The organism is Sphingomonas sp. AC435 (genome assembly GCF_979253005.1).
The window spans coordinates 176,656-194,776 of the sequence record NZ_CEEDCJ010000006.1 but is presented as its reverse complement, the minus strand read 5'-3'; the positions used below and the strand labels follow the sequence as shown (position 1 = coordinate 194,776).

Below are 18,121 nucleotides of genomic sequence, written 5' to 3'. Positions count from 1 at the left end.
CCGTCAGACGGTATCGGCGCGGTAGATCGGCCGCGAGGCGTCGATCCGCAGGAACAGCAGCGCACCGATCGCGGACAGGGCCGCCAGCACGAACATCGCCGCATTCCATCCGCTCCAGTGCAGGATATAGCCGGTGATGACCGCGGCCAGCGCGCCGCCGATATTGCCGAACGTGTTCATCACCGCCGACACCGAGCCGGCGAAGATGCCGCCGACATCCAGCGTCAGCGCCCACGAAACGCCGACCGTCAGTTCCAGCCCGAACACCGCCAGCGCAAACCACGCGACGCTGACCAGCGGCGATGCGCTGAGCACGCCCGCCGGGATCGCGACCGCCGCCAGCAGGAAGCCGACCACGGCAACGACCCGCCGCGCCAGCGTGACATGGCCCCAGCGGTGGAGCAGCCGGTCGGATACCCAGCCGCCGGTGATGTCGCCGACCACGCCCGCCATCAGCGGCAGGCTGGCGAACAGGCCCATCTGCGCGAGATCGAAATCGCGGACTTCGTTCAGGTATTTGGGGAACCAGGTCAGGAAGATGTTGATCGAATAGGCGTAGCAGAAATACATCGCCGAGATCAGCCAGAGCTGCGGCTGCGCGAGGATGAAGCGCCACGGTACCTTTGCCGTCACGGCACCGGCTTCCCCCTGCGACGCGAGCGCATCAGCGATCAGCCGCCGTTCCGCATCGTTGGTGGAGGCGTGCTGCTGCGGGCTGTCGCGGTAATACCAGAACCATACGGCGCCCCAGATCAGGCCCAGCACGGCGAAGATCAGAAACGGCGCACGCCAGCCGAAATGCAGCATCAGCCAGACGACCAGCACCGGCGTCAGCGCCGCCCCGAGCCGTGCGCCGGCATGCGTCAGCCCCTGCGCGAAACCGCGTTCGGAGGGCAGCATCCAGCGGCTGAGCGAGCGCGTGGCATTCGGGAACGCACCCGCCTCTCCGCAACCGAACAGGAAGCGGCAGACGATCAGCGACGACGCGCTCCACGTCGCGGTGGTCAGTGCGGTGAACGTCGACCACCAGATCACGATCGCGGTCAGCACCCGGCGCGGCCCGAAGCGGTCGCCGAGCCAGCCGCCGGGGATCTGGAAGATCGCGTAACCGATCTGAAAGATGCCCAGCACCCAGCCCCAGGTACGGTTCGACAGGCCATATTCCGCCTGGATCATCGGCCCGGTGACCGAGATGACCACCCGGTCCATATAGGTGATCATATAGGCGAGCACGGTCAGCCACAGCACGACGTGCCGCACGCGCGTCGGCCGCGTTCCCGCCACCGAGACCCCGGCCTTCGAAACCTTGGCCGCAACCGCCATGTCGCTCATCGGACCGACGGGACCTTGCTGCCGCCGATATAGACCGCGGCGATCCTGCGGCTGTTCAGGATGTCGCGGGTGGGATCGGCGTTCAGTACGACGAAGTCGGCGAGCCGGCCGGGCGCGATGAGGCCGCGGTCGTTGGTGCCCAGCCATTCGGCGGAGCGGGCGGTGGCGGTGTGGATCGCCTCCGCAGGCGTGAAGCCCGCCTTCACCAACTGCTCCAGCTCCCAATGTTCGGAATAGCCGGGCAGGCGTCCCGGCGGGCCGGCGTCGGTGCCGAAGCCGTACTTCACGCCGCCCTTCGCCAGCAGCATGATGTTGTCGCGCGCCTGTTCGTCGATCCGGGGCAAGGCGGGGTAGATGCGGCTGGTGGCGATGGTCTTCTCGCGCTCCGGGCTTTCCAGCCCCGCGATCGTCGCGGGATCGGCGGCCTGGCGGAAGAACGGATCGCGCGTGCGGGGATTGTCGGCGGCGAAGGCATAGACCGCCGCTTCCCTGCTGAGGGTGGCGGCACCCTGCCATACGCCGCGCGCCTTCATCGCGGCGATCAGTTCGGCGTCGACGGGCTTGTCGCGGACGCTGTGCATGAAGCCGTCGATTCCCTGCGCCACCAGTTCCTTGGCGTCGGCGAGGTAGAAGACGTGGGCGAGGACGCGCTTGCCGTTGCGGTGGCCGGCATCGATGATCGCCTTGCTGATGGAATAGGGCATCTTCGGCATCGCGCCGAGTTCGTCGTCCATCCACAGCTTGATGTAATCGACGCCCTTCTTCGCCTGCGCATCGACCTCCGCCGCGGCTTCCGCGGGCGTGGCGACGGGGTGATTGATGCCGGGAACGCCGCCATAGCCACCCTTGAAGACCAGCCCCTGACCCGCCGTCAGCAGGCGTGCCATCGTCTGCGGACCGTTCCGGCCGGCGTCGCGGATGGCGATGATGCTATCCTTGTCGGTGCCCATCGACTGGACGGTCGTGACGCCGAACGCGGCATAGGTGCGCAGGTCCTTGCGCACGCTGTCGGGGGTGAAATATCCCTCTTTCTGGACGAGATCGCGGACCGTGCCGATATGGATGTGGAGGTCGACGATCCCCGGCATCAGGTACTTGCGCTTGAGATCGACGCGGGCTGCGCCGCGTGTGCGGGGGACCTGTTTCGCTGGGCCGACCCATGTGATGACGGCATCGTCGACGACCATCGCCTGATCGGCCTTCGGCGCGGTGCCGCTGCCGTCGATCAGGGTGAAGCCGTGATAGACGACCGTCGCCGCCTCCGCACCGACGGCGCACATCGCAGCGGTCCCGGCCAGCAGCCCAAGACCCAATCGCTTCCACCGAGTCGTCATCCTCGCCCTCCTCTTGCCGCCTGCAATCCGGCGGCCGCTCTGGTCGTCTTCGCCGATCTTTCGTCCGCGCCGTCGACCGCTTACCCACTATGCATGCAACCTAGACATAATGTATGCAACATCAAAAAGGCGCGGTGGTCAGCCGCGCAGGCGACCAGGAGAGTATGCGTGCGGCAGACGGGATGGAAGATTGCGGTTCTGATGCTGTCGGCGGCCGGAGCTGCTGCCGCGACGTCCGGCCGGGACGGCGACTGGACGGGGTTCGGCGGCGACGAGGCGGGCACCCGCTATTCCGCGTTGCGCGACATCACGCCCGCCAATGTCGGACGGCTGATCCCGGTCTGGACGTTCGAACTGAAGCCGCAGGAGAGCAACAGCCCCCGCCTGCTGGTGAGCAGCATGACGCCGCTGGCGATCGGCGGGATGCTGTATCTGGCGACGCCCTACGGCCGCATCGTCGCGCTCGACGGGGCGACGGGGGCAGTGACGTGGACGTACGCCTTGCCGGCTGACGACGGGATCGCCGGGCGCGGTTTGGGCTATTGGCCGGGCGAGCGCGGGGGTGGGGCGTCGCCGCGCCTGTTCTTCGGCACGCGATCGGGCCAGTTGATTGCGCTCGACCTCGCCACCGGTAAGCCGCCGGCAGACTTCGCGCCGATCCAGTTGCGCACGGCGGAGGTCATGAACGGCACCAACGGCGGCGGCTTCCCGGCAGGCTATACCTACCAGATCAACAGCGCGCCGGCGATCGCGGGCAACGTCGTCATCACCGGTGCGCGGTTGCAGGAGTCGCCGGTCGAGGGGCCGGCGGGCGATGTGCGCGGCTGGGACGCGCGCACCGGCAAGCTGCTCTGGACGTTCCACTCGGTGCCGCGTCCCGGCGAGCGGTTCCACGGCACGTGGCAGGGCGACAGCTGGGCGAAACGGTCGGGCGTCAACGCATGGAGCAGCATGTCGGTGGACGAAGCACGGGGGATCGTCTTCGTGCCGTTCGGCGCGCCCGCCTACGACCGGATCGGGGTGGACCGGGCGGGGGCCAACCTGTTCGCGAACTCGCTGGTGGCGCTCGATGCACGCACGGGACGGTATCTGTGGCATTTCCAGACGGTGCATCACGATATCTGGGACCTCGACCTGCCGGTCCAGCCGACCCTGATCGAGGTGCGGCGCGGCGGACGGACAGTCCCGGCGGTCGCGGCGATGAACAAGACGGGCTATCTGTTCGTGCTCGACCGGGTCACCGGCAAGCCGCTGTTCCCGGTGCGCGAGACGCCGATGCCGAAAAGCAGTCTGGACGGCGAGCAGGCGTGGCCGACCCAGCCGATCCCGGCCGCGCCGCCGCCGGTGATCCGCCAGTCGCTGATTGCCGACGATCTGGCGACGCTGACGCCGGAACTGGCCGAGCATTGCCGCGCGCGCGTCAAGAGCGAGGGCATCGGGTTCGCCGCGCCGTGGGAGCCGCTGCGCACCGACCGGCCGATGGTGCGCCTGCCCGGTAGCGGCGGCGGGCCGAACTGGGGCGGCGGTGCCTATGACGGCAAGCGGGGGCTGTACGTCATCAACACCAGCGAACTTCCGTCGGTGGAGAAGATGGGGAAGGACGCGAAGGGCAATTGGTACAATGCCGGCCCGCAGCCGTCGTGGTTCGGAATGGGCGGCGCGCGGATGCCGTGCCAGCGGCCGCCCTGGGGTAACCTGACCGCGATCGACGTGTCGAACGGGCGTATCGCGTGGCAGGTGCCGCTTGGTGTAACCGACAGCCTGCCCGCCGCCTTGCAGAAGACGGGGCGGCCCAATGTCGGCGGTCCGCTCGCCACCGCGACCGGGTTGGTGTTCATCGGTGCGTCCGACGATTCGCGCTTTCGGGCGTTCGACACCGCGACCGGGCGCGAACTGTGGACGTTCCGGCTGGGGGCATCGGCGCATGCGACGCCGATCAGCTATCGTGGGCGTGACGGGCGGCAATATGTCGCGGTGGTGTCGGCGGGCGGCTCCTATCTGGGCAGCCCCGGCACCGCGAGCCGGCTAGTCGTGTTCGCGCTTCCGCGTGAGGGAGAACGGCCGGCGGCGAGCGCCTCCGTCGCACAGGCGGTGCCGGTGGAGGCGAAGCGCGCCGCCGTCGTCGCGGCGGCGGTGCGGAGCGATCCGGCGTCCTTCGCGCCGGGGCCGGAGAAGGCCTTCGCCGAGAAAGCCTGCACCAGTTGTCACGTCGCGGCGCAGGTGACCAGCCAGCGCAAGACGCGCGCCGACTGGGTGGCGACGGTGGAGAAGATGGTCGGCTTCGGCGCACAGGTGCCGGATGAGAATTTCGATGCGCTGGTCAGCTATCTGGCCGCCAACTATCCGGCGGATCGGTAGGGGTCGGGCGCGGTGACCAGCGCGTCGCGGGTCACCGTGCCGACATCGCGCTGACCGGCCAGCGCCATCGCGACCGCCAGTTCGTGGCGCATCAGCGACAACATGGTCGTCACCCCCGCACCTCCCTGCGCCGCGAGCGCGAACGCCCAGGGGCGGCCGAGCAGGACGCCCTTCGCCCCCAGCGCCAGTGCGCGCAGGATATCGATGCCCGAGCGGATGCCGCCGTCCATCAGCACGTCGGCGCGGCCGTCGACCGCCGCGACGACGGCGGGCAGGGCGGCGATCGACGACGGTGCGCCGTCCAGCTGACGGCCGCCGTGATTGGAGACGATGATCGTTTCCGCACCAGCCGCGACCGCGTCGCGCGCGTCGTCGGGATCGAGGATGCCCTTGATCGCCAGCCGCCCCCGCCAATGCTGCCGCAACCAGTCGAGATCGGCCCACGTCACGGTCGGGTCGAAGTTGCGGCCGACCCACGCGGTGAACTGCGCCAGCCCAGCGCCCTCGGGCATGCGCGCGGCGAAATTGCCCAGCGTGTGCGGGCGACCGCGCACGCCGACATCCCATGCCCAGCCGGGATGGCGCGCGATCTCGAACGAGCGGCGGAGTCTGGCGGCGAGGCCCTGATCGCCGGTCAGGCTGCTGCGCACGTCGCGGCGGCGCGGCGAGTGGATGATGAGGTCGACGGTCAGGATCAGCGTCTCGACCCCCAGCGCGGCGGTGCGCGCCAGCAGGTCCTCCATGAACCCGCGGTCCTTGATCATGTACAGTTGCAGGATCAGGGGGGTGGTGACGCCGCCCGCGACCTCCTCGATCCCGCAGCAGGCGGAGGAGGACAGGATGAAGGGGACGCCCGCCGCCTCGGCCGCGCGCGCCGCCTGCACTTCGCCGCGCCGTGCGTAGAGGCCGGCGAGGCCGATCGGCGCGAGCGCGACGGGGAAGCTGGCGGGGCGGCCGAACAGCGTGGTGCCGAGTTCGACGGTGCCGACATCGCGCATGACGCGCTGGCGCAGCTTCAGCGTCTGGAGGTCCGCCTCGTTGGCGCGCAGCGTCTCCTCCGCGAACGAGCCGCCGTCGATATAGTCGAACAGGAAGCGCGGCAGGCGGCGGCGCGCCATCTCCCGGAAATCGTCGATCCCGGCCGGTGTCACGGCTGCGGACTCATCGCCCGGTCCATGCCGGCGTCTCCTTGACCAGGAAGCTGCGGACGCCCTCCGCGAAGTCCGAACTGCCATAGATGGTGGCGATCAGGTCGTCGATGCCGGGCTGGTTGGCGGTGCCGATGCGGCGGATCGCTTCCTTGCTGACCTGCATCGTCAGGGGGGCATGGGTCAGCAGGCGTGCGATCAGCGCCTCGACGGTGGCGTCGATCTGGTCCGGCTCGACGAGGTCGTTGACCAGGCCGAGCGTCTTCATCTCCCCGGCGCCGATGATCTCCGCTCCCAGCAACAGCCGCTTGGCGATCGCGATGCCGGCATGCTGCACCAGCCGGGCATAGCCGCGCGCGGACAGGCAGTTGCCGATCGTGCGCGCGAGCGGCGATCCGAACCGCGCGCCGGTCGCGGCGATGCGGAAATCGCTGGCGAACGACAGAGCGAGGCCGCCGCCGACCGCCCACCCGTCGACGATCGCGATCGTCGGCTGCGGCAGGGCCTCGACCGCCCCGACATAGGAGTCCATCTCCGCCTCGTAGGCGACACCCTGTTCGCCGGTCGTGAAGGACTGGAAGCCGGCGATGTCGGTGCCCGCGACGAACGCCTTGCCGCCGGCGCCGCGCAGCGTGACGACGCGGATGTCGCGGTCGGCGGCGAAGGCGGCGCATGCCTCGCCCAGCCCGCGCCACATATCCCAGGTCAGCGCGTTGTAGGCGTGCGGGCGGTCGAAGACGATGTGCCCGACCGGGCCGTCCCTGTCGTAGCGGGTGACGCCCTGGCTCATGCCGCCTGAGGCTCCGCGATCAGGCCCTTGTCGGCAAGCTCGCGGCGGATTTCGGTGCCGTGTTCGTCGAGCAGCGGCGGCGGGAAGCGCACGACCTGCGGCGTCGCGGACAGTTTCACCGGGAAACCAAGCGCCTTGAAGCTGCCCTCCACGGGGTGCGCGATGTCCTGCACCATCGCGCGGGCGTGCGTGTGTTCGCTGGCGAGCGACTGCTCGTAATTCAGGATCGGCCCCGACGGGACGCCGGCCGCGAGCAGTGCCTCGACCCATTCATCTGCGCGGCGGTGGCGGAAGCTGGGCCGTAGAAGTTCGATCAGTTCGCGGGCGTTCGTCACGCGCGCGCTGTTGTCGAGGAAGCGGGGGACGTCCGCCAGATCCTGACGCCCGATCACCGCCAGCAGGGCGAGCCACAGTTTCTGGTTCGCGGCGGCGAAGACGAACCAGCCGTCCGACGCCTCCACCGCCTGATAGGGGGCGGACATGCGGTTGGCGCTGCCGAGCGGCTGGGGGCTCTTGCCCGTCCCCCAGAATTCGGCGGTTTCCCAGATCGACAGGCCCAGAGCCGCCTCGAACAGCGACGCCGTGACGAGCTGGCCCTCGCCCGTGGTCTGGCGCGCGAGGATCGCGGAGAGGATGCCATAGGCGGCGAACAGCGCGGAGCCGAGATCGCCGACCGGCGTCGTGTTCTTGACCGGCTCCTGATCCGGAATCCCGACCGCGCTCATCAGGCCCGACATCGCCTGCGCGATCAGGTCATAACCAGGCCGCGTCGCCCACGGGCCGCCGGGACCGAAGCCCGAAATGCTGGCGTAGATCAGCCGCGGGTTCAGCGCGCGCAACGTGTCGTAACCGATACCTAGGCGGTCGGCGACGCCGGGCCGGCCATTCTCGACCACGACATCGGCGGTCTTGACCAGTGCATAGAAGGTGTCGCGATCCGCCGGCGCCTTCAGGTCGAGCACGATCGAACGCTTGTTGCGGTTGAGCGCCAGGAAGCCGGGGCTGTCCTCTCCCTTCAGGCGAAATCCCATCGAGCGGCGCGAGCTGTCGCCGACCTGCGGCGGTTCGACCTTGATGACGTCGGCGCCCATGTCGCCCAGCAACATGCAGCAGAACGGCCCGGCCATGACCTGGGACACGTCGAGGACGCGGATGCCCGCCAAAGGCTGGTTGCTCGTCATCGTCCCACTCCCCCCATCACGGCTTGTACATCCGTCCTGCATTCAAGAAATAGAAATTGCATACAATATGTTCGTATCGTCGCAAGTCACAGATCACTCAGCCGGCAGGCCTGGTCGGCGTGATCGCGATGGCGGACTGCGCGGCGGCATCGGGCGGCAGGTCGGCCTGACCCGCCGGAAAACCGTTGCGCGCCAGGATCATCGCCTCGATCGCCGCAACGGTTGCGCCGCCGAGCGAACCGGGATTGTCGAGCGGCATCGTCGTCTTGATGCGGGTGAAGAGTGCGCCGGCATCCTGTCCGTTCCAGTTGGCGAGGAACGTCCCGCCGGCCAGCGGTGGCGCCTGATCCCCGCCCGCCAGCGAATCGCCGTGGCACGATGCGCAGTGCTGCGCATAGGCGGCGGTTCCGCGCTCCACCTGCGCCGCGCTGTAGACCCCGCTCCAGACGGTGCGGCCGGCGGCGCTCACGGCCCCTTGTGACAGGGCGATGGACGGAACGGCGACTGTGGTCGCGAGGATCAGGGGGAGGGCGCGCAAGAGCATCGATATGGCTTTCGACGGAGGCGGGGCGACAGGCGCAGGACTCGGGGCCGGATCAGGCGGCGGGCACACGGAACACGATGAGTTCGGCAGGGTAATTGCCGCCGCCGACCGCGATCGCGATGTGCTGACGTCCGTTGAGCATGTACGTCATCGGCGCACCGGTCTGCCCGGCGGGCATGTACACCGCGCCCTTCTGCTCGCCTGTCGCCTTGTCATACGCGCACAGCATCGCGCCACGGCGGCCGTTGGGCAGGGTGAAGACGCCCGGTTCGCCGCAGATCACCAGCGTCTTCGTGACGAGCGGACCGACATTGCCCGGCCGCCCGGTCTTGGGGAGCGTCATCCCCTTCAGCTTGGGATGGTTGCGGATCGCATCGGGGGTTTCGCCGTGCGGCACCTGCCACAGATGGCTGCCGGTCTTCAGGTCGATGGCGGTGATGCGGCCATAGGGCGGCTTCAGCAGCGGCAGCCCCTCGACCGTCAACATCCCGTAGGTGTGATCGCCCCGCTTCGGCGCGGTCGGCATGCCGCGGACGTTGATATAGGCGAAGTCGGACAGCTTGGTGTCGCTGTTCTTCAACTCCGTCATCACGTCGGCGACGGTCTTGGAATAGACGTAGACGACGCCTGTCTCCGGGTCCGCGCCGCCGCCCGGCCAGTTGGTGCCGCCGGTCAGGTTCGGCGCGGTCAGCGTGCCCCATTTCCCTTCGGGCTCGAACACGACGGCGGGCGTGTAGAGTGGGCCGGTATGATAGTTCTTCATCACCTCCAGCGCCTTGGCGTGAAGTTCGGGCGTGAAGTCGATCAGGTCGTCGGCGCTGACGCCCTGCACGTCATAGGCCGGCGGCCTCGACGGGATCGGCTGCGTCGGGGAATACCATTCGCCCGGCACGTCGCCCTTGGGCACCTTGCGCTCCGGGATCGGCCACACCGGTTTGCCGGTTTCGCGGTTCAGCACGTAGAGGAAGCTCTGCTTGGTCGGTTGGGCCAGCAGCTTGACCAGCTTGCCCTTGATCGTCACGTCGAGCAGGATGGCGGCGCAGGGCACGTCGTAATCCCACAGGCCGTGATGGACGAGCTGGTAGTGCCATTTGCGCTCACCGGTATCGAGATCGACCCCGACGATGCTTTCGCCGAACAGGCCATTGCCGCGCCGGTACTGGCCGCCGACATCGCCGGTCGGGAGTTCGATGCCGAGATAGGCGAGGTTGAGTGCGGGGTCGGCGGAGATCTGGCACCACATGCCGGCGTTGCCGATCTTGTCGGTACCGTCGAGCCACGTGTCGTAACCGAACTCGCCCTTTTTCGGGATGGTGTGGAAGATCCACTTCCGCTTGCCCGTGACGGGATCGTAGCCGCGGACATAGCCGCGCACATTGTCATAGGTCTTCGGCACGTTGCCGGCAGTGTGCGCCGCACCGACGATGACGGTGTTCTTGACGACGAGGGGCGTGGAGTTGAGGCCGACGTCGCTGTCGACCGGGTCGATCTCCTGATCGAAGTCGGTCTTCAGGTCGACCGCGCCGTCGACGCCGAAGCCGGGGATACGCTGCCCGGTCTTCGCATCCAGAGCGATCAGGCGGTACCCGATCGTGACGTAGAGGAGGCGTTCGTCGGTGCCGTCCGTCCAGTACGAGACGCCGCGCCCCGACAGCGTTCGTGGAGCCTTGCGTGCCCGGTCGCCCTCGTCCTCGCGGTGGACCCAGAGCAGTTCGCCGGTTTCCGCATCGAGCGCGATGACATCGCGCCGCGACCCGGCGGTCGAATAGATGACGCCGTTCACCACCAGCGGGGTCGCCTCCAGCTGGTAATCCGCGCGCGCCCCCAGCTTGTCGGTCCTGAACGTCCACGCGACCTCCAGCGCGTTGAAGTTCTCCGCCGTCACCTGATCGAGCGGCGCGTAGCGCGTGCTGCCGGGATCGTTGGCATAGTGCAGCCAATCGGTATCGCCGGGTGCCCGCTTGCGCGGGGTGATCTGGGCCAGCGCCGGGGCGTGCGCCGCCAGCCAGGTGAGCGGCGGCAGCGCCAGCAGCGCGCGTCGGTTGAATTTCATGGCGATCCGGCCTGTCGGGCGCTCAGTGCGCCGGTTCGAAATTGTGGAGGATGACCGGGCGCGGGTTGATCGGGATGCGCGTCGACATCGGTGCGCTGGGATCGTTGCCGGCGCGGTGCCAGCGTCCCTTGGCGGCGGTGACCACGTCGCCCGGCTCCGACACGAAATACGGATAGCCCTCGATCTTGTAGCCGATACGCCCTTCCATGATGAACCAGAATTCGGTCCAGTCGGTGTGGAAATGGCCCTTGTTGGTGTCTGGCGGGACCGCGTCGGCCGCCTTGCCGCGCAGGATGTTGGACGTGAAGTGATCGTCCCAGACGAACTTCCCGTTATACGGTTTGTCGCCGACGGCGATCGTCTTCATGAAATCGACCCAGACGGGGTTGGTGTCGCGGTCCTTCGCCGGGCCGGGATTGCCGGTGACCTTCATATAGGTGCGGCCGGGCTGCGGATCGGGCGTCACGGTACCGGGGTAGAGCGGCGCGGAGCCGGCCTGACGAACCTCGAACCACAAAGCCGGGCGGGTGCCGGTATTCTCGATCGAATAGACGTGGCGGAACGGGACGCTGACCATGAAGCCCTTGGTCGCGGTGAACGGTTCCGTGCCGTCGATCGTCACGCGGACGGAGCCGTCCCAGACTATGAACATGACCCGGTCGTCGGCATAGAATTTCGGCTTCGTCGTCTTGCCCGCGCCGAGCGAGACATAGTCGCCGTCCTGCTCCTGATTGCGGATGATCGGCTGCACCCAATCGGTCTTGCCGCGGTGCGCGGCGAGGATGTCGGACAGTTTCCAGTGGACCCGGTTGGGGGCGGCGTAAGCAGTTGCCTTGCTTGGTTTCGGCGCCCAGTATTCGCCGGTCATGCGCGGCTGAGTCACCGGCATCGGATCCTCGCGGCCGGAAAATTGCGCGGAGGCGGCCACGGTGGTGCCGAGCACCGCCATCGCTACGCCAAGATTCAGCACGCCCTTCATCCCTGATCTCCTGTTCTCGCCGCGTATTCGCGTCCGGGTTGCCATCGACTTTGTATGGACAGTCGCAATCTTGTATGCGATCTGATGTCTCGTCAAGTCGCAAAGCGGGAACGTCTTCGGCACGGCCGATGCGGAAATCCGGCGCGGCATGTGGGGAGGACGCCGATGGGCAGGACAGGTTTGGGCGTCATCGTCGCACTGGCGGCGCTCTCGCCCGCGATCGGCAGTGCCGCCGCCGGCGAAACCGCCGCCACCGGCTATCAGGCCGATCTGGGGCCGATGCCGCTCGATGACGAGACGAAGGTGTTCATCGCCGGGCGCGGCGAAGCAACGGCGGAGGTCGTCGGAGCGCGGCTGGTCGTGAAGGGCAGCTTTCGCGGCATGCCGTCGCGCGCGACCGCCGCGCACCTGCTGATCGGTCCGGCGACGGGCGTGCCGGGTGCCAAGGTCGTGCCGCTCGCGGTGGAGGGCGACGGCACGGGCACCGTCTCCGGCAGCGTTCCCTTGACGCGCACGATGCGCGACGCGTTGCGCACCGGGCGGCTGTATATCCAGATCGATAGCGAGAAAGCGCCGCCCGGCTATAGCTGGGGACCGAAGGGCACGCTGTGGGGCTGGCTGTTGCCGGCACATGAGCGCGGCCGGCCGGGCGTTCCGCAACAGGGCGACTGGTTCATTCCCCAACTCGACACTCCATCGCGCTGAAAAGGCTCGCCGAACCGATGCACACCCGCCTCCGGTCCCCCCTGTTGCTGGTCGCCGCGACCGGCGTGTTCGCCACCAGCATCGCCGTCGGGCAGGGCAGTGTCGGGTTCTTCACGCCGCAGCAGGTCGACGCGGGACGAGCCGCCTACGCCGAGCAATGCGCCGCCTGCCACCAGGCCGATCTGGCGGGGGCGACCGATGCACCGGCGCTGGCGGGGACGTCGTTCCTGAACGTGTGGGGCAAGCGGCCGGTCGCGGCGCTGTACAGCAAGATTCACGCGTCGATGCCATACGGTCGTGGTGGCTCGCTCGACGACGGCACCTACGATGCGATCGTGGCATACGTGCTGTACGTGAACGGCGTCGCCGCGGGTGCGAGCCCGCTCGACCGGACGAGCCAGACGGTGCTCGGCCCGATCGCCAGCGGCAAGGTGCCGGGCGACGCCTTTGCCGCTGCACCGGCTCAGACCGAGGCGGCGGGCCCCCCGGCGGGCAGCGCGGCGTCGCAGAACGCGCAGATCGCCGGCGCGAAGGAGGCTGCGCCCGCCAACGGTCCCGGCGGATCGGCCGCGCCCGCGACCTCCGCCGGCTTCTCCGCGCCGGGACAGGTGGTGAAATATGCCGATCCCGGCCGCTTCGTGCTGCCGACCAGACTGGGCCTGAGCCTGGAGGGGGCGATCAAGGATTACGTGCCGGTCACGGATGCGATGCTGCGCAATCCGCCCGCCGAGGACTGGCTGATGTTCCGGCGCAACTATCAGGGGTGGAGCTATAGCCCGCTCGACCGGATCGACACGGGCAATGTCGGGCAGTTGCAGCTGAAATGGATGTGGTCGATGCCGGAGAACGGCACGATGGAGGACACGCCCATCGTCCATCACGGCATCATGTACATGTGGGGCGTCGGCAATACGATCCAGGCGCTCGACGCGCGCGACGGCGAACTGCTGTGGGAGAACCGGCTAGGCCCGCTGCCCAAGAGCGCGGGGCCGGGACCGTCGTCGGTAGAGACGCGGGCGATGGGGCTGTACGGCACCAACCTGTACGTCAACACGCCCGAAGGCTGGGTCTATGCGCTGGACGCGCGCAGCGGGCGCGAGGTGTGGAAGACGCACATCACCGACGAGAAGCCGGGCGTCGGCTTCTCCACCGGCGGGCTGATCGTCATCAAGGGCAAGGTGATCGTCGGCATGACCAATTGCGGGCGCAAGGGGACGCCCGACCACTGCTACATCAGCGCCTACGACGCCGCGACGGGCAAGCGCGACTGGAAGTTCACGACGGTGGCGCTTACCGGCCGGCCGGGCGGCGACAGCTGGGGCGGGATGCCCGACAACGACCGGAAGGGATCGGAGACGTGGATCGCCGGCACCTACGATCCCGAACTCGACACCACCTATTGGGGCACCGCGCAGGGCAAGCCGTGGCGGCGGGATGAGCGCGGGTCGGCGACGGGCGCGACCGATTACGCGAACTCCACGCTGGCGCTCGATCCGAATACGGGCAAGCTGAAATGGTGGTTCAACCACGCGCCGGGCGAGACGTTCGACCTGGACGAGGTGTTCGAACGCGTGCTGATCGACCACGGGCCGAAGAAGTCGCTGTTCACGATCGGCAAGGTCGGCATCCTGTGGAAGCTGGACCGCGAGACGGGCCAGTATGTCGACTCGGCGCAGACCGTGTTCCAGAACGTCTTCACCAGCGTCGATCCGAAGACCGGGCGGCCGACCTATCGCAAGGACGTGGTGCAGCAGCAGTCGGACGAGTGGCTGTCCTCGTGCCCCGGGCCGGAGGGCGGGCACAATTGGCAGGCGATGAGCTATCACCAGCCGACCGACGCGCTGGTCATCCCGCTGAGCCAGAGCTGCGTGCTGATGCTGGGGAACGGGAGCCAGGTCTATTACGAAAGTCCGGGCAGCGGCGGCAATGTCGGGCGTCTGTCGGCGTACCGGGCCGCCGATCTGAAGCCGCTCTGGACGTTCCAGCAGCGCGCGCCGTTCCTGACCTCGGTAGTGTCGACGGCGGGCAACCTCGCCTTCGTCGGCGATTTCGACCGCGTGTTCCGCGCCGTCGACGTTCGGAACGGCCAGACGCTGTGGAAGACCCGGCTCGGCACGACGGTGCAGGGCTTTCCGGTGTCGTTCGGGATCGACGGGAAGCAGTATATCGCCGTCACCACGGCGCTGGGCGGCGGCAGTCCGCAGCTGAAGCCGGGGACGATGCTGGGCGAGGTCCACCGGCCAGTCACCGGGTATGCGGTGTACGTGTTCGGGCTGCCTGACACCGAATGACGGCATTGGCCTGACACCGATTGCAGTTTTTTGCACGCACGATCACAAAGTTGTCGACAAAGCTAGAAAAGTCGCCGACAAACCTGTTTCGAAACGGAGAGGATAATCCGGCGCAATCAGGGGTACGACCGAGCGGAAAGCCGCCGGACGTGACGAGCGACAGACGCCCACCCCCGATCAGCGTCGATCCCTCTCCGAACAGGTTTCGGGAGGAGGGGATATCATGACGACATCTGCATTCGGGCTTGGCTGCGGCGTATCGATGCGGCGCTGGGCGATGGCGACCGCGAGCGGTGCGGCGCTGGCGGTGACGCTGGCATCGCCAGCGTTCGCGCAGGCGGACCCCGCCGGCCAGTCGGTGCCTGCACCGACGACGCAGCCGGGATCGTCGGCCAGCACCCCGTCCACGGCCGATCCTGCTACTCCGACCTCGGCCGCGACGGTCGATGCTCAGGAGACGGAGGACAGCGCCAACGCGGCGGATATCGTCGTCACCGGATCGAGGATCACGTCGAACGGCTTTGCGGCCCCGACCCCGACGCAGGTCATCGGCGCGGCCGACCTGAACCGTCTGGCCCAGCCCAACATCTTCAACGCGGTGGTGCAGTTGCCATCGCTTCAGGGCAGCACCGGCCGTGCGGTGTCGGTCGCGACGACATCGAGCGGCGTGCAGGGCCTCAGCTCCTTCGCGCTGCGCGGTCTGGGCGCGATCCGCACGCTGACATTGCTCGATGGCCAGCGGTTCGTCGGCGCCAATTATTCGGGCGTCACCGACGTCAGCCAGTTCCCGCAACTGCTGATCCAGCGCGTCGACGTGGTGAACGGCGGCGCATCCGCCTCCTACGGGTCGGATGCGGTCGCCGGCGTGGTCAATTTTATCACCGACAAGCGCTTCAAGGGCTTCAAGGCCAACATCCAGGGCAGCATCACCACCTACGGTGACGATGCGGGCGGCACTGCGCAGGTCGCGTGGGGCAACAGCTTCGCGGACGATCGCCTGCACGTCGCCCTGAGCGGCGAATACGGATATCAGGGCGGCGTTCCCAATCCGGGCTTCGGCATTACTGGTGCCAATGGTCGCGACTGGTTCGACTCGCCCGCCTTCGTGCAGACCGGCACCACCAACACGCCCGCCGGCCAGCCGCGAATCCGGTACATCAACAACGCGCAGCAATATCAGTATTCGAAATTCGGCCTCATCACTTCGGGTCCGCTACAGGGCATCGCCTTCGGTGCGGGCGGCCAGCCCTACCAGTTCCAGTACGGGTCGAACGGCGTTCCGACCGGCACCGGCGGCGTGACGGGCTGTACCCCCTCCTTCTGCTCGGGCGGCGACACCAGTGGCGTGGTCGGCGCGGGCACCAGCCTCGCGAGCAAGCTGGAGCGGTACAACGCCTATGGCCGGGTCGGATATGATTTCGCGCCGGACAACGAGATCTATGTCACCTTCAACGCGTCGCGCGTGAAGTCGGAGAACTCGCCCAATCCGGGGTTCGCGCAGCAGGCGAACCTGACGATCCAGTGCGGCCTGAACAACGCCAACGCCAATCCGTTCGTGCCCGCCGCGATCCAGCAGGCCTGCACCAATGCCGGCATCACGTCGTTCCAGTACGGATCGGCGCTGGCGCAGCTCGGCGACTTCATCAAGGTGAAGCCGGTACGCACCAATTTGCGCGGCGTGCTGGGAGCGGCGGGCAAGTTCCAGGGGCTGGGGACCGAGTGGAGCTACGACGCCTATTACGAATACGGGCATAACTACACCGACCTGCACGTCGACAACATGCTCAACATCTCGCGGTTCAGGGCGGCCTATCAGGCGGTTCGCCTGCCCAACGGCACGATCGCGTGCGCCAACGTCGCAGCGCGTGCGGCGGGTTGCGTACCGCTCAACATCATTGGCGACGGCGGCGTGACCGAAGCGGCGCTGAACTACGTCAAGCCGGCGATCGGGCCGTATCAGCATACCTGGTCGAGCCAGAATGCGGCGGCGCTCAGCCTGAACGGTCAGCCGCTCCAGACCTGGGCCGGTCCGCTGTCGGTGGCGTTCGGGTATGAGTTCCGGCGCGAATGGTACCGGACCAAGGCGGACCCGTACGGCAATGGCGTGACGGCGGATAATCCGAACACCGCCGACTATCCGGCCGATCCGACGCAGAACACGGTCAGCGGCGGCAACTGGTATGCCGGCAACTACAAGAACGGTACCGGCCGCTACAACGTCCACGAAGGCTTCCTCGAACTCGACATCCCGATTTCGAACGAGGACCAGATCGGCCGCGCGAACATCAACGCCGGCGTCCGCCAGACGCGCTACAGCACGTCCGGCTGGATCACGAGCTGGAAGATCGGCGGTACGTGGGACACGCCGCTGACCGGCATCCGCCTGCGCGGCGTGACGTCGCGCGACGTGCGCGCGCCCAACCTGTCGGAGCTGTTCCGGACGCCGACCTTCGCCAACGCCACCTATCTGGACACGCGCGCGCCCGGCCAGTCGCCGACCGCCGGCCAGTTCGTGCAGGCGCCGACCAACACGATCGGCAACACCGCGCTTCGTCCGGAAACGTCGCGCAACACCACCGGCGGCGTCGTCTTCAACGGCAGCGAGGCGGGCATCCTGCCGGGCTTCAACGCGTCGTTCGATTATTACGACATCAAGGTGAAGGGGATCATCATCGCCTTCAGCGGACAGGCGGCGATCAACCAGTGCTTCCAGCAGAACATCACGGAGTTCTGTTCGTCCTTCAACCTCGACCCGGCGGCGGGCGCGCTCTTCGTGAACGAGCAGCTGTTCAACTTCGCCAAGGTGCGCACGAACGGTTTCGATATCGAGGCGAGCTATCGCCGGCCGCTGAGCGGGCTGGGCCTGCCGGGCAGCTTCGCGATCCGCGGTCTGGCGACGCGGGTGCTGCACTACACTGAAACATCGGGGCTGCCGGGCACGATCCCGACCGAACAGGCGGGCAACAATCGCGGCAGCACGCCGGACTGGAAGCTGCTCGGCATCCAGAGCTGGGACACCGACCGGTTCTCGTTCTCCGTCACCGAGCGCTGGTTCTCCAACGGCGTCTATTCGAACGAATATATCGAGTGCGATCCGGGCAGTTGCCCCACGACCGACCCCACCGGCAACACGTCGACGATCGGCGACAATTCGATGCCAGGCGCCTTCTATGTCGATGTCGGTGGATCGTGGAACTTCTCGAAGCAGATCTCGGCCTATTTCAAGATCGACAACATCGCCAACAAGGCGCCCGAGCAATCGCCGCAGAACGGCGTCAGCTACGGCTTCAACCCGCTGCTGTACGATGTGCTGGGCCGCACGTTCCGCCTGGGTGTCCGCCTGAGCTTCTGATTGGCCTGCGATACCCGGCCCGTCGCTACGGTCAGGCGGCGGGCTGGTCGTCCT

At 67.7% G+C, this 18,121-nt stretch carries 12 protein-coding genes; 4 read left to right on the top strand and 8 right to left on the bottom strand.

What is annotated here, in order from left to right; genetic code table 11:
* Positions 1–3: 3 nt before the first annotated feature.
* A complete protein-coding gene (locus AC0CH8_RS13300; RefSeq protein ID WP_465240312.1) occupies positions 4–1,332 on the bottom strand; it encodes an MFS transporter in 1,329 nt (442 codons plus the stop codon).
* Positions 1,329–2,666 carry an amidohydrolase family protein gene (locus AC0CH8_RS13295; protein WP_465240311.1) on the bottom strand — a complete coding sequence of 446 codons (1,338 nt, stop codon included), beginning with the start codon at positions 2,664–2,666 and terminating at the stop codon, positions 1,329–1,331. Before AC0CH8_RS13295 ends, AC0CH8_RS13300 begins: the two co-directional genes overlap by 4 nt.
* A gap of 168 nt (positions 2,667–2,834) precedes the next feature.
* Between AC0CH8_RS13295 and AC0CH8_RS13290 the strand changes: the two genes are divergently transcribed.
* Positions 2,835–5,024 carry an outer membrane protein assembly factor BamB family protein gene (locus AC0CH8_RS13290; RefSeq protein ID WP_465240310.1) on the top strand — a complete coding sequence of 730 codons (2,190 nt, stop codon included), beginning with the start codon at positions 2,835–2,837 and terminating at the stop codon, positions 5,022–5,024.
* On the opposite strand, the gene AC0CH8_RS13285 is transcribed toward AC0CH8_RS13290, so the two are convergent.
* The 6 genes from AC0CH8_RS13285 to AC0CH8_RS13260 form a co-directional block, all read right to left on the bottom strand.
* A complete protein-coding gene (locus AC0CH8_RS13285; protein ID WP_465240309.1) occupies positions 5,006–6,175 on the bottom strand; it encodes an L-lactate dehydrogenase in 1,170 nt (389 codons plus the stop codon). The two genes, AC0CH8_RS13290 and AC0CH8_RS13285, sit on opposite strands and share 19 nt — an antisense overlap.
* A 10-nt stretch (positions 6,176–6,185) precedes the next feature.
* Positions 6,186–6,962: an enoyl-CoA hydratase gene (locus AC0CH8_RS13280; protein ID WP_465240308.1), complete on the bottom strand. Its 777-nt coding sequence runs from the start codon at positions 6,960–6,962 to the stop codon at positions 6,186–6,188.
* Positions 6,959–8,143 carry a CaiB/BaiF CoA transferase family protein gene (locus AC0CH8_RS13275; RefSeq protein ID WP_465240307.1) on the bottom strand — a complete coding sequence of 395 codons (1,185 nt, stop codon included), beginning with the start codon at positions 8,141–8,143 and terminating at the stop codon, positions 6,959–6,961. The genes AC0CH8_RS13280 and AC0CH8_RS13275 overlap by 4 nt, the downstream gene beginning before the upstream one ends.
* A gap of 97 nt (positions 8,144–8,240) precedes the next feature.
* The gene (locus AC0CH8_RS13270) at positions 8,241–8,681 is read right to left on the bottom strand and encodes a c-type cytochrome (protein WP_465240306.1); all 441 of its coding nucleotides are present in this window, start codon (positions 8,679–8,681) and stop codon (positions 8,241–8,243) included.
* Between the two features lie 58 nt (positions 8,682–8,739).
* Entirely contained in the window at positions 8,740–10,740 is a 2,001-nt protein-coding gene (locus tag AC0CH8_RS13265; RefSeq protein WP_465240305.1) for an outer membrane protein assembly factor BamB family protein, read from the bottom strand.
* A gap of 22 nt (positions 10,741–10,762) precedes the next feature.
* Positions 10,763–11,719 (bottom strand): cupin domain-containing protein, encoded by a 957-nt coding sequence (locus AC0CH8_RS13260; protein ID WP_465240304.1) that lies wholly within the window; start codon positions 11,717–11,719, stop codon positions 10,763–10,765.
* A gap of 165 nt (positions 11,720–11,884) precedes the next feature.
* Here AC0CH8_RS13260 and AC0CH8_RS13255 point away from each other — a divergent pair, with 165 nt between their 5' ends.
* The 3 genes from AC0CH8_RS13255 (at position 11,885) to AC0CH8_RS13245 (ending at position 18,067) form a co-directional block, all read left to right on the top strand.
* Entirely contained in the window at positions 11,885–12,424 is a 540-nt protein-coding gene (locus AC0CH8_RS13255; RefSeq protein WP_204196524.1) for a CHRD domain-containing protein, read from the top strand.
* Between the two features lie 17 nt (positions 12,425–12,441).
* Complete coding sequence (locus AC0CH8_RS13250; RefSeq protein ID WP_465240303.1) at positions 12,442–14,715, top strand: outer membrane protein assembly factor BamB family protein; 2,274 nt, start codon at positions 12,442–12,444, stop codon at positions 14,713–14,715.
* Between the two features lie 223 nt (positions 14,716–14,938).
* Positions 14,939–18,067 carry a TonB-dependent receptor plug domain-containing protein gene (locus AC0CH8_RS13245; RefSeq protein ID WP_465240302.1) on the top strand — a complete coding sequence of 1,043 codons (3,129 nt, stop codon included), beginning with the start codon at positions 14,939–14,941 and terminating at the stop codon, positions 18,065–18,067.
* Positions 18,068–18,121: the final 54 nt, after the last annotated feature.